The following is a 12,367-nucleotide window of genomic DNA, read 5'->3' as shown; positions in this document are numbered from 1 at the left end:
GGTGCAGTATGCGTCATAAATTAAATTTAAAAGATTGGCTTATTCGTTTAGGGTTAATCTGGTTCTTAGTAACATTTATTATTTATCCAAACTTTGATCTAGTAGTGAATGTATTTGTAAAAGGAGGAGAATTTTCCCTTGATGCTGTACATCGTGTTCTAAAATCTCAAAGGGCACTTCAGAGTATTATGAACAGTTTTAAGTTGGCATTTTCACTCATTATTACAGTTAATGTCGTAGGTATTCTTTGTGTTCTATTTACAGAATACTTCGATATTAAAGGTGCTAAAATTTTAAAATTAGGTTATATGACCTCTTTAATTTATGGAGGAGTGGTTTTAGCGACTGGATATAAATTTGTCTATGGTCCTTATGGATTGATTACAAAATTTTTACAAAATATTATCCCTTCTTTAGACCCTAACTGGTTTATTGGGTATGGTGCAGTCTTATTCATTATGACATTTTCAGGAACTGCTAATCATACATTGTTTTTAACAAATACAATTCGAAGCGTTGACTATCACACTATTGAGGCTGCTCGAAATATGGGAGCAAAACCATTTACTGTTTTCCGAAAAGTAGTGTTACCAACCTTAATTCCAACTCTATTTGCACTTACTATCATGGTTTTTCTTAGTGGTTTATCTGCAGTAGCAGCACCCATGATTGTTGGTGGTAAAGAATTTCAAACTATAAATCCAATGATTATTACATTTGCAGGGATGGGGAATTCTCGTGATTTAGCTGCTCTACTTGCAATTATTTTAGGTATTGCAACTACAATTTTGCTTACTATCATGAACAAGATAGAAAAAGGTGGAAATTATATTTCTATCTCTAAGACTAAAGCGCCTCTTAAAAAACAAAAAATTGCGTCTAAGCCTTGGAATATCATTGCTCACATTGTAGCATATGGATTGTTCACAGTTTTCATGCTTCCACTAATTTTTATAGTATTATACTCATTTACAGATCCAGTTGCAATTCAAACAGGTAACTTAACATTATCAAACTTTACTTTAGAAAATTATCGCTTATTCTTTAGTAATAGTGCGGCATTCTCTCCATTCTTGGTCAGCTTTATTTATTCTATTATTGCTGCGACAACAGCAACAATTCTCGCAGTTGTATTTGCTCGTGTTGTCAGAAAACATAAATCTCGTTTTGATTTCTTATTTGAATATGGTGCTCTACTTCCTTGGTTACTACCAAGTACACTTTTAGCAGTAAGTTTATTATTTACTTTTAATCAGCCACAATTTCTTGTCTTGAATCAGATTTTGGTAGGTAGTTTGGTAATTCTACTTATTGCATATATAGTTGTAAAAATCCCATTTTCTTATAGAATGGTACGTGCTATTTTATTTAGTGTTGATGATGAGATGGAAGATGCAGCAAGAAGTATGGGTGCTTCACCTTTTTATACTATGATGAAGGTTATCATCCCATTTATTTTACCGGTTGTTCTCTCTGTTATTGCTTTAAACTTTAACTCTTTATTAACTGACTTCGACTTATCTGTATTTCTTTACCATCCATTAGCTCAACCACTGGGTATAACTATTCGTTCAGCAGGTGATGAAACAGCAACTTCAAATGCTCAAGCACTTGTATTCGTTTATACTATTGTATTAATGATAATTTCTGGTTCTGTTTTATACTTTACTCAGAGACCAGTTAGTAGAAAAAGGAAATAATAATGCAAGCAACAAGCTTAGGACTATCATATATCGAAATTGTATTAAGAATTGTACTTTCATTAGTTATTGGTGGTGTAATTGGTTTAGAGAGAGGAAGTAAATCTCAACCAGCAGGTATTCGTACACATAGTATTGTTTGTCTGGCTGCATGTTTAATTATGATGACTAATGAGTATGTATCTTATAAATTTGGTACAGGAGATCCTACACGCTTAGGTGCGCAGGTTATATCAGGTGTTGGTTTTCTTGGGGCTGGAACAATACTTATTACAGATAAAAAGAAAATAACTGGTTTAACAACTGCAGCCGGAATATGGGCTTCAGCTGGAATCGGTCTAGCTATTGGTGTTGGTTTTTATGAAGGAGCCATACTAGGAGCAATGTCTGTTTGGAGTGTTATAACTATGTTCCAACCTTTAAAAAAATATCTTCAAAGTCGTTCAAAGATAATCGAATTGTATATCGTTGTTAGATCTACAGAGGCATATAATCGGGTATTAGTATACTGTGCTGAGAATGGCATTAGAATGACTGATTCTAGAACTGCATTTGGAGATGTTAATTCAGAAAGAATTGAATATTTTGATGTTCCAGACAAAAAAATCGCGTCATTTATTACTCTGGAATTATCAGGTAGATTTGAGCACCTTAAACTAATGGAAGAAATTGCTAATATTGTTGGTGTGATTTATGTTGAGGAAATCAGCTAATCTAGGGATAAACAAAGGGACGGATTATTCTAGTCCTTTTGTTTTCTTTAAATAATAAGAAATATAAGGGCACATCTAAAAACTCAATTTCAATACTTTTAAACATTGATGTATCAACGTTTTCTGAGCAATAAAAATAGAAAATCGGTAGTTTTTAGAGGTGTCCATAATAATTTTTGAAGAAAAGGATCTAACTAATTTGAGAGTATATAAAGTGGATTTTGATGCAGGGAAAATAACTTATTTTGATGACTATAATCTCATACAGGTATACCACTTCCATTCATTTTATGATGTTTGTGAGATGGTGTTCGCTTGTCATTTACCATTTGAAGAAATGCTTAGAAATGTTATTGTTAAGGAGAAAGCTGTTCCCATATTAGAGTGTTATATTGAACAGATAATGAATACATTTCTAAATACAGAAGGATTTACTGAAAATGATTCCTTGGAATTTTCAGGTAGTGTATTTTCTTATCCGGTGATTTGTAATGCAGTTTACAAAATAGTACAAAACAGTGAATTGAATTGTAAAATTTATGTTACTAGTACTGAAAGTTAATGTAGATTTAGTGAAGTATTTCCTCCAGATGTAAACTAGATTAAAAGATTAGAATGTAATTTTCTTGTTAAAATAATTTAAATATTGTATAGTTATAGTGAAGGTTTATGACAGGAGTATTTTAATGGAAAAAGGGAAAAAGGTAACGATATATGATATTGCACGTTTGTCTGGTTTTTCTCCAAAGACAGTTTCACGTGTAATAAATGGAGGGAATAGAGTAAAACCTGAGACTTATAATGCCATAAAAAAAGTCATCGATGAGTTATCCTATATTCCAAATGCCTATGCTCAGAATTTAACGAAGAAAGAAACCACGAATATTTTAATATCTGTGAAGAAGATTGATTCTTTTCCTTTAATCTGGTTTCAAACACTTTTAGATAAAGTTTTACAAACTTGTAGACAATTTGGAGTAAATGCTATTGTTGAATATTTTGGAGAGGAAGATTCGATTAGTAATTCAATTATTTCAAGTATTGGTAGCCTTGTAGATGGAGTGATTGTCTTTTATGAGGGGGAGAATGATATTCGAATCCAATATTTAAAGAAAAATAATATGCCTTTCATTGTCTTTGGAGAGTCTCAAACACCTGGAGTAGTTTACGTATCTAACAATAACTTTCAAGCTACTTATGATATGATGAAAGTAGTTTTGGAAAAGAATTTTAAAGATATGTGGTTACTTATGGGAGGTGAGTCTTATGTAAATAAGGATCGAGAGAGAGGAGTGAGAACTTTTTTAAAGGATAATAATTATTCTATGGATTTGAAGGTAGTTTATGGTTTAACTACAATAGAGTCAGTTTATTCCTTTGCTGTGAATGATTTGTCTTTTGGAAATTATCCAGATATTATATTTGTTTCAGGCGATGAAAAAGTTCAAGGACTAATTCGTGCGTGTTACGAAAAAGGAATAGCGATTCCGGATAATATATCCGTTGTTGGATTTGATAATATTCCAATTTCACAGTATTACACTCCTGCTTTATCTACAATTTCTCCTAATTATGTTAAATTAGCTCAAGAAATGATTGAAGGGGTATTAGCAATTATAAAGGGGGAAAGTGTCACATCTGTTGAAGTTTCTACTAAACTTGTTAGGAGACAGAGTTTCTAGTATTGTTTAATTCTTGAAAATCCTAATGGAAAAGATGGAGTGTTCTAAAGTAAGTTCTGTTTAGCATCTATTCAGTTTCTATTGAGTTGGATCCAATTTCTAACAAGTGGGACATTTTCACGTTCGATTTACTAAAGACATTATCACATTCGAATCACACATCTTTCAAAAAAATTGTAAAAAAGTCTTGACAAAGAAAAAACAAAGTATTAAAATAAGTTCAACAAATCAGAAAAGTAACTATTTTTGATCTTCAGGGAGCCTGTGGTGATTGTGAACAGGTGGTTGGAAGTAGTGAAAGTGGGCTGATTTAAAAAATGAATTTGAAACAATGAAAATTCGGTGCGCACACCTTACAGTGCAACTTGTTGTTAGACAAGGCAGAGATGTAAAGGGATAGACCCTTTATAATTGAGGTGGCACCGCGTTACCAACGCCCTCACACGGAAGTATATTCTGTGTGTGGGCTTTTTCATATCTTGAAATCAATATAGAAAGAGGAAAATTTTATGACAACTAAAGGTTATTTTGGACAATTTGGTGGTAGTTTTGTACCGGATCCGATTCAGGCTTTGTTGGATGAGTTGGAAGTGACATTTGACAAGTACAAGGATGATCCAGAGTTTTTGGCAGAATTTCGTCATTATTTGAAGGACTATTCTGGTCGCGAAACACCGCTCTATTTTGCAGAAAGTTTGACAGATCACTTAGGTGGTGCTAAGATTTATCTCAAGCGCGAAGACCTTAACCACCTTGGTTCTCACAAGCTTAACAATGTTTTAGGACAAATTCTTTTGGCCAAACGTATGGGTAAAAAACGAGTGATTGCGGAAACAGGAGCTGGTCAGCACGGTGTTGCGACAGCAGCGGCTGCAGCCAAGTTTGGTATGGCCTGTGATGTCTACATGGGAGCAGAGGATGTGGAACGTCAACGTCTCAATGTTTTCCGTATGGAGATGATGGGAGCAACTGTTCACGCAGTTGAAACGGGGACACGAACTCTCAAGGATGCGGTCGATGCAGCCTTTGGAGCATGGATGAATGACCTTGAAGCCTTCTATGTTCTGGGATCTGCTGTAGGTCCTCACCCATATCCAACCATTGTTCATGAGTTCCAAAAGGTCATCAGTGAAGAATCTCGCCGTCAAATCTTAGAAAAAGAAGGTCGTTTACCAGACTACGTTATTGCCTGTGTAGGTGGTGGCTCTAATGCCATCGGTGCTTTTTCTCAGTATGTGGCTGATGAAGAAGTTAAATTGGTTGGGGTCGAAGCTGCTGGTCATGGACTTGACACAGACAAGCACGCAGCTACTATGACAAAAGGTAGTATCGGAATTGTTGATGGTATGAAGACCTATGCAGTCTTTAAGGAAGATGGAGAACTAGCTCCAGTTTACTCTATCTCAGCTGGATTGGACTATCCAGGGGTTGGCCCAGAACACGCCTACTTCAAAGATTCAGGTCGCGTAGAATATGTTGCAGCGACGGATGAAGAAGCTGTTCAGGCTCTCCTCCTTCTCAGCAAGACTGAAGGAATTATCCCGGCGATTGAAAGTTCGCACGCTATCGCAGAAGCAGTTAAACGTGCACCGAAACTAAGTAAAGACGACATTATCATCATCAATGTCTCTGGTCGTGGAGACAAGGATGTAGCTGCAATTGCGGACTACCTAGAAGCTAAAAAATAATAGATGGAAAAATTACAGTCTTTTCTCTCACAGAGAGCTTGTGGTTGCTGGAAACAAGCAGAGAAAGCTGTAAGGTTGGGTCCATCTGAAACGAGAGAAGAAAACATAATTCTCAAGGGAGTGCCCTTTATCGCACAACCTGTTACAGAATCTTTCTAAGACAGGAATGAGAGATAGGAGAAATCCTATAATTGAGGTGGCACCGCGAATTTCGTCCTCACGCAAGTTATTTTGCGTGGGGATTTTTCATACAGTCGCCACGGACTAGAAGTAGAACTGAAAGGGAAATTACAATGGAACGAATCATTCATGGAGATGTCTTATCACCAATCTTGGCTTATATGCGCCTACAGGGGCAACACAAGGTTATTTTAGAAAGTATTCCGAGAGACAAGGAAACAGCTCGTTTTTCTATCTTAGCCTATAATCCAGTTTTTGAGATTAAGTTTGAAAATGGAGTTCTTTATCAAAATGGTCAAGTGATTGATCAGGATCCCTTAGATTTCCTTTATGAAGTGACTCATAAGAGCCAGCACCATTTAGATCTACCTTTTGGTGGTGGGGCAATTGGTTTTGTTGGTTACGATATGATTTCGCTTTATGAAGAAATTGGTCAAATCCCTCAAGATACAATTGGAACGCCAGACATGCATTTCTTTGTCTATGAGAGTTACATGGTCTTTGACCACAAGAAGGAAAAAATTCATGTCATCGAGGATGCTCTCTATAGTGAGCGTAGTCAAGAAGACTTGGAAAAAGCCTTGAACCAAGTGCTTGAGGAATTACGCATTCCTGCTCCAAATGAATTTGAAGACTTGGATCTATCTCCGCTGGACTTCAAACCGCATATCGCTCCTCAGAAGTTTGAGGAAATGGTGGAAACAGCTCGTGACTTGATTCGTAATGGGGATATGTTCCAATGTGTACTCAGCCAGCGTTTCTCAGCAGAAGTGACTGGAAATCCATTTGACTTCTACAGAAATCTCCGCGTGACTAATCCTTCTAATTACCTTTATTTCTATGATTTTGGGGATTATCAAATCATCGGTGCCAGTCCAGAAAGTTTGGTTTCTGTCAAAAATGGCATCGTGACAACCAATCCGATTGCAGGTACGCGACCAAGAGGAGCTACGGATGAAGAAGACAAGGCTTTGGCGACAGACCTGCTTTCGGATGAGAAGGAAACAGCAGAGCATCGAATGTTAGTAGACTTGGGTCGTAATGATATTGGCCGCATCTCTGAAACGGCCAGTGTCCAAGTCACCAAGTATATGGAAGTGGAGCTCTTCCGTTATGTTATGCATTTGACCAGCGTGGTCAAGGGGCGTTTGCTTCCAGAACTCACTGCTATGGATGCCTTGAAAGCAACACTTCCTGCTGGAACCGTTTCTGGAGCACCAAAGATTCGAGCGATGAGACGCATCTATGAACTGGAAACAGAAAAACGTGGCGTATACGCAGGAGCAATCGGCTACTTGTCTGCGACAGGTGATATGGATTTCGCCATCGCTATCCGAACTATGATTCTTAAAAATCAAAGAGCCTATGTGCAGGCTGGGGCAGGGATTGTCTACGATTCCATCGCCCAAAACGAATACCAAGAAACCATTAACAAAGCAAAATCTATGACTAGAATTGGAGAACTAAGACCATGATTTTATTGATTGACAACTATGATTCTTTTACCTATAACTTGGCGCAGTACATTGGGAATTTTGCAGAAGTGCAGATCTTGAGAAATGATGATCCCAAGCTGTATGAAGAAGCTGAAAAAGCAGATGGTCTGGTCTTTTCTCCTGGTCCTGGTTGGCCAGTTGATGCTGGAAAGATGGAAGATATGATTCGTGACTTTGCTGGCAAGAAGCCGATTCTTGGGATTTGTTTGGGCCACCAAGCCATTGCAGAAGTCTTTGGTGGTAAGTTAGGTTTGGCTCCAAAAGTCATGCATGGGAAACAGAGCAATATCAACTTTGAAGCGCCATCTGTTCTGTATCAAGGTATCGAGGATGGCCGTGCGGTCATGCGTTACCACAGTATTTTGATTGAGGAAATGCCAGAAGACTTTGAAGTGACAGCTCGTTCGACTGATGATCAAGCTATCATGGGAATTCAACACAAAAGCCTTCAAATTTATGGCTTCCAGTACCATCCAGAGAGCATTGGAACGCCAGATGGCTTGTCTTCTATTCGGAATTTTATCGAGAAGGTTGTAAAGTGAGGAAACTAGGATGAAAGAGATTATTGAAAAGCTAGCAAAATTTGAAAATTTATCAGGTGTGGAAATGACGGATGTCATTGAGCGTATCGTAACTGGGCGTGTAACGGAGGCGCAGATTGCTTCTCTCCTTTTAGCTCTTAAGATGAAGGGGGAAACACCTGAGGAACGCACAGCCATTGCCCAAGTCATGAGAGGACATGCCCAACATATTCCAACTGAAATTCATGATGCTATGGACAACTGTGGTACAGGTGGGGACAAGTCTTTCAGCTTTAACATCTCTACAACTGCAGCCTTTGTCTTGGCTGGTGGCGGTGTTCACATGGCCAAGCACGGTAACCGTTCGATTTCTTCTAAATCTGGTTCTGCAGATGTCCTCGAAGCCTTGGGTATCAATCTAGACCTCAAACCAGCTGAACTAGGTAAGGTCTTTGATAAAACTGGAATCGTCTTTCTCTTCGCTAAAAATATGCACCCAGCTATGAAATACATCATGCCAGCTCGTTTGGAATTGGGAATTCCAACGATTATGAACTTGACTGGTCCCCTGATTCATCCAATGGCTTTGGAAACACAGCTTCTTGGTATTAGTCGTCCAGAACTTCTAGAAAGTACAGCTCAGGTTTTGAAAAATATGGGCCGCAAACGTGCCATCGTGGTTGCTGGGCCAGAAGGATTGGATGAAGCTGGTTTGAATGGAACAACCAAAATTGCACTTCTTGAAAATGGCGAAATTACCTTATCAAGCTTTACTCCAGAGGATTTGGGAATGGAAGGCTACGCTATCGAAGATATTCGTGGAGGCAATGCTCAGGAAAATGCAGAAATTTTGCTTAGCGTTCTGAAAAACGAACCAAGTCCATTCTTGGAAACGACAGTCTTGAATGCTGGCCTTGGTTTCTATGCTAATGGTAAGGTTGATAGCATCAAGGAAGGAGTTGCCTTGGCCCGCCAAGTGATTGCTAGTGGCAAGGCTCTTGAAAAACTCAGACTGTTACAGGAGTACCAAAAATGAGTCAGGAATTTTTAGCACGAATTTTGGAGCAGAAAGCGCGTGAGGTTGAGCAGATGGAGCTGGAGCAAATCCAGCCCCTGCGCCAGACCTATCGTTTGGCAGAATTTTTGAAGAATCACCAGGATCGTTTACAGGTAATCGCTGAAGTTAAGAAGGCTAGCCCTAGTCTGGGAGATATCAATCTCGATGTGGATATTGTGCAACAGGCCCAGACTTATGAAGCGAACGGAGCAGTGATGATTTCTGTTCTGACAGATGAAGTTTTCTTTAAAGGGCATTTGGATTATCTGCGGGAGATTTCCAGTCAGGTACAGATTCCAACGCTCAACAAGGACTTTATCATCGATGAAAAGCAAATCATCCGAGCTCGTAATGCGGGTGCGACAGTTATCTTGCTCATCGTCGCGGCCTTGTCAGAAGAACGTCTCAAGGAACTTTATGACTATGCGACAGAGCTTGGTCTGGAAGTCTTGGTGGAAACCCACAATCTAGCTGAACTAGAGGTAGCTCACCTCCTTGGAGCTCAAATTATCGGGGTCAATAACCGCAACTTGACCACCTTTGAAGTTGACTTGCAGATCAGTGTGGACTTGGCTAAACATTTCAAAGATGATTGCTTGTACATTTCTGAATCGGCTATTTTCACAGGGCAGGATGCGGAACGAGTAGCACCATATTTTAACGGAATTTTAGTTGGGACAGCCCTTATGCAGGCAGAAGATGTAGCCCAGAGAATCAAGGAGTTGCAGATTGACAAAGGTTAAAATTTGCGGATTATCGACCAAAGAAGCAGTGGAAACAGCCGTTTCAGCAGGAGCCGACTACATCGGTTTTGTCTTCGCACCTAGTAAAAGACAGGTGACCTTGGATCAGGCTGCTGAGCTGGCAAAGATTATTCCTACAGATGTCAAAAAGGTTGGTGTATTTGTTTCACCAAGTCGTGCAGAACTGCTAGAAGTCATTGACAAAGTTGGCTTGGACTTGGTTCAAGTTCACGGTCAGGTGGCAGATGATTTATTTGAGAATTTGCCTTGTGCCAGCATTCAGGCGGTGCAGGTGGATGGAAATGGTCATGCGCCCAATTCTCAGGCAGACTATCTACTCTTTGATGCCCCTGTGGCTGGGAGTGGCCAGACCTTTGACTGGGCTCAACTGGATACGATTGGACTAACTCAGCCCTTCTTTATCGCAGGTGGGCTTAAGGAAGACAATGTAGTACAAGCAATTCAACACTTTACTCCCTATGCAGTAGATGTATCAAGCGGAGTGGAGACAGACGGACAAAAAGATCATGAAAAGATTAGAAGATTTATAGAGAGGGTAAAGAATGGCATATCAAGAACCAAATAAAGATGGATTTTACGGAAAATTCGGTGGACGTTTCGTCCCAGAAACATTGATGACAGCAGTTTTAGAGTTGGAGAAGGCCTACCGTGAAAGTCAGGCAGACCCAAGTTTCCAAGAGGAATTAAACCAACTCTTACGCCAGTATGTGGGGCGTGAAACTCCTCTTTACTACGCAAAAAACTTGACCCAGCATATTGGCGGAGCCAAGATTTATCTCAAACGTGAAGACCTCAACCATACAGGGGCCCACAAGATTAACAATGCCTTAGGACAAGTTTTGCTTGCCAAACGCATGGGTAAAAAGAAAATTATTGCTGAAACAGGTGCTGGTCAGCACGGTGTAGCAACTGCAACTGCTGCAGCCCTCTTTAACATGGAATGTACTATCTATATGGGTGAGGAAGATGTCAAACGCCAAGCCCTCAATGTGTTCCGTATGGAGCTTTTGGGAGCCAAGGTTGAGGCAGTGACAGACGGTTCGCGCGTGCTCAAGGATGCGGTCAATGCAGCTCTTCGTTCATGGGTAGCTAATATCGATGATACCCACTATATCCTTGGTTCTGCCTTGGGGCCTCATCCATTCCCAGAAATCGTTCGTGACTTCCAAAGTGTCATCGGTAGAGAAGCTAAACAACAGTACCGTGACTTAACAGGTCAAGATTTACCAGATGCCCTAGTAGCCTGTGTTGGTGGTGGTTCAAATGCCATCGGTCTCTTCCATCCCTTTGTAGAAGATGAGTCAGTAGCTATGTATGGGGCTGAAGCAGCAGGACTTGGTGTGGATACAGAGCATCACGCAGCGACTTTGACTAAGGGTCGTCCGGGTGTCCTTCACGGTTCCCTCATGGATGTGCTCCAAGATGCCCATGGTCAAATTCTTGAAGCCTTCTCTATCTCAGCAGGATTGGACTATCCTGGTATCGGTCCAGAACATTCTCACTACCACGATATCAAACGTGCCAGCTATGTCCCTGTGACAGACGAAGAAGCTTTGGAAGGATTCCAACTCTTGTCTCGTGTGGAAGGGATTATCCCAGCCTTGGAATCTAGCCATGCTATCGCTTTTGCAGTGAAATTGGCCAAAGAACTTGGACCAGACAAATCCATGATTGTCTGCCTATCAGGTCGTGGGGACAAGGATGTGGTTCAAGTCAAAGACCGCTTGGAAGCAGATGCAGCAAAGAAGGGAGAAGCTCATGCCTAAGACACTAACAGAAAAATTAAATGCTATTAAAGCAACTGGAAAAGGAATTTTCGTTCCCTATATCATGGCTGGAGACCATGAGAAAGGTTTGGATGGTCTAGCTGAAACAATCCACTTTTTAGAAGATTTGGGTGTTTCGGCTATTGAAGTGGGTATTCCCTTTTCAGATCCTGTCGCAGATGGACCTGTTATCGAAGAAGCTGGCTTGCGCAGTTTAGCCCACGGGACCTCTACCCAGGCTTTGGTTGAAACCTTGAAAACCATTCAAACAGAGGTTCCACTTGTCATCATGACCTACTTCAACCCCCTCTTTCAGTACGGTGTGGAGAATTTTGTCAAAGATTTGGCAGATACAGCGGTTAAGGGCTTGATTATTCCAGACCTGCCTCATGAGCATGCCAACTTTGTAGAACCATTTTTGGCAGATACAGACATCGCCTTGATTCCTCTAGTTAGTTTGACGACAGGAATTGAGCGTCAAAAAGAGTTGATCAAGGGAGCAGAAGGTTTTGTCTATGCCGTTGCCATCAATGGGGTGACAGGGAAGTCAGGCAATTACCGTGCAGACTTGGATAAGCACTTGGCGCAATTGCATCAAGTAGCTGACATCCCAGTCTTGACAGGTTTTGGTGTGTCTAGTCAAGAAGATGTAGAACGCTTTAATGCGGTGTCAGATGGCGTTATCGTTGGTTCAAAAATTGTAAAAGCTCTCCACCAAGGAGAGCCGATTCAGGACTTTATCAAACAAGCAGTAGCTTACCAAAAATAATCACACAAGCAGCGAGTAAGAGGAAAGGCAC

At 40.2% G+C, this 12,367-nt stretch carries 11 protein-coding genes and 2 other annotated features; all 11 genes read left to right on the top strand.

Going from position 1 to position 12,367, the window contains the following annotated elements; translation table 11 throughout:
* The first annotated feature begins 8 nt into the window (after nucleotides 1-8).
* The 11 genes from WKI42_RS02215 to trpA all read left to right on the top strand — a co-directional run bounded on the left by WKI42_RS02215 (nucleotide 9) and on the right by trpA (nucleotide 12,336).
* On the top strand, nucleotides 9-1,700 hold the full coding sequence (locus WKI42_RS02215) for an ABC transporter permease (RefSeq protein WP_001216174.1): 1,692 nt from the start codon (nucleotides 9-11) through the stop codon (nucleotides 1,698-1,700).
* A gap of 2 nt (nucleotides 1,701-1,702) precedes the next feature.
* On the top strand, nucleotides 1,703-2,413 hold the full coding sequence (locus tag WKI42_RS02210; RefSeq protein WP_001149044.1) for an MgtC/SapB family protein: 711 nt from the start codon (nucleotides 1,703-1,705) through the stop codon (nucleotides 2,411-2,413).
* A gap of 686 nt (nucleotides 2,414-3,099) precedes the next feature.
* Nucleotides 3,100-4,095, top strand: coding sequence for a LacI family DNA-binding transcriptional regulator (locus WKI42_RS02205; protein ID WP_000410752.1), 996 nt, complete (start codon nucleotides 3,100-3,102; stop codon nucleotides 4,093-4,095).
* 214 nt (nucleotides 4,096-4,309) lie between these two features.
* Nucleotides 4,310-4,539 (top strand) — a binding site (T-box leader).
* Nucleotides 4,540-4,604: 65 nt separating this feature from the next.
* Nucleotides 4,605-5,783, top strand: a complete 1,179-nt coding sequence (trpB, locus tag WKI42_RS02200) for a tryptophan synthase subunit beta (protein WP_368081065.1) — start codon at nucleotides 4,605-4,607, stop codon at nucleotides 5,781-5,783.
* Nucleotides 5,780-6,005, top strand: a binding site (T-box leader). Its footprint overlaps the gene before it by 4 nt.
* 71 nt (nucleotides 6,006-6,076) lie before the next feature.
* A complete protein-coding gene (gene trpE, locus WKI42_RS02195) occupies nucleotides 6,077-7,438 on the top strand; it encodes an anthranilate synthase component I (protein WP_368081064.1) in 1,362 nt (453 codons plus the stop codon).
* Complete coding sequence (locus WKI42_RS02190) at nucleotides 7,435-8,001, top strand: aminodeoxychorismate/anthranilate synthase component II (RefSeq protein ID WP_173274747.1); 567 nt, start codon at nucleotides 7,435-7,437, stop codon at nucleotides 7,999-8,001. Before trpE ends, WKI42_RS02190 begins: the two co-directional genes overlap by 4 nt.
* Before the next feature lie 10 nt (nucleotides 8,002-8,011).
* Nucleotides 8,012-9,016, top strand: coding sequence for an anthranilate phosphoribosyltransferase (gene trpD / locus WKI42_RS02185; RefSeq protein WP_173274746.1), 1,005 nt, complete (start codon nucleotides 8,012-8,014; stop codon nucleotides 9,014-9,016).
* Complete coding sequence (gene trpC / locus WKI42_RS02180) at nucleotides 9,013-9,780, top strand: indole-3-glycerol phosphate synthase TrpC (protein WP_173274745.1); 768 nt, start codon at nucleotides 9,013-9,015, stop codon at nucleotides 9,778-9,780. Before trpD ends, trpC begins: the two co-directional genes overlap by 4 nt.
* Complete coding sequence (locus tag WKI42_RS02175) at nucleotides 9,767-10,366, top strand: phosphoribosylanthranilate isomerase (RefSeq protein WP_173274744.1); 600 nt, start codon at nucleotides 9,767-9,769, stop codon at nucleotides 10,364-10,366. The genes trpC and WKI42_RS02175 overlap by 14 nt, the downstream gene beginning before the upstream one ends.
* Nucleotides 10,344-11,567 (top strand): tryptophan synthase subunit beta, encoded by a 1,224-nt coding sequence (gene trpB / locus WKI42_RS02170; RefSeq protein ID WP_000331265.1) that lies wholly within the window; start codon nucleotides 10,344-10,346, stop codon nucleotides 11,565-11,567. Before WKI42_RS02175 ends, trpB (WKI42_RS02170) begins: the two co-directional genes overlap by 23 nt.
* Entirely contained in the window at nucleotides 11,560-12,336 is a 777-nt protein-coding gene (gene trpA, locus WKI42_RS02165; RefSeq protein WP_368081063.1) for a tryptophan synthase subunit alpha, read from the top strand. The genes trpB (WKI42_RS02170) and trpA overlap by 8 nt, the downstream gene beginning before the upstream one ends.
* Nucleotides 12,337-12,367 lie beyond the last annotated feature (31 nt).

Origin of the sequence: Streptococcus pseudopneumoniae, from assembly GCF_038148935.1 — a bacterium.
Lineage (GTDB): Bacteria > Bacillota > Bacilli > Lactobacillales > Streptococcaceae > Streptococcus > Streptococcus pseudopneumoniae_U.
The sequence above is the reverse complement of the archived record's forward strand: the minus strand, read 5'-3'. Positions and strand labels throughout refer to the sequence as shown.